The organism is Vibrio sp. 2130-1, from assembly GCF_033339515.1.
This window is the reverse complement of record NZ_JAWOUT010000792.1, coordinates 1-502: the sequence shown is the minus strand read 5'-3', so window position 1 is coordinate 502 and position 502 is coordinate 1. Positions and strand designations below refer to the sequence as shown.

The window sequence follows — 502 nt, the reverse complement described above, 5'->3', positions numbered from 1 at the left end:
AGTGACCCATTACTGTTTTTGGAATATCACCGACACTTTACCCATTCATTATTGTTTATCCCTTTTGGCAGTTTTCTCTGTGCTTTAGTGTTGTATCCGTTGTTTGCAAAAAGACGAGAGCTAAACTTTCAACAGAGTTGGTTTTATTGTGCCCTTGGTTATAGCACCCATGCGCTGTTAGATGCTTGCACCAGCTATGGGACTCAGCTTTTTTGGCCGATAAGCAACACACGCTATGCCTGGAATACGATCTCTGTTATCGACCCCGCTTTCTCACTTCCGATTTTGATCCTGCTTTTGTTTGCCGCACTGAAGCGAAATCGAAATTATGCGCGTGTCGCATTTCTATGGTCTCTGGCTTATCTGACTCTTGGGGTTATTCAACGAGATAGAGCAGAAGCGGCCGGATGGAAAATTGTCCAAGAGCGACAGCACAGCGCTGTGCAGCTAAAAGCAAAACCAACCTTCGGCAATCTTTTGGTCTGGAAAGTGATTTATGAAA

1 protein-coding gene is annotated in these 502 nt (G+C 44.4%); it reads left to right on the top strand.

Features of this window, described 5'->3' with window-relative positions:
* The coding region (locus R7Q09_RS28735; RefSeq protein ID WP_318144283.1) for a metal-dependent hydrolase at positions 1-502 on the top strand (502 nt) is incomplete at both ends.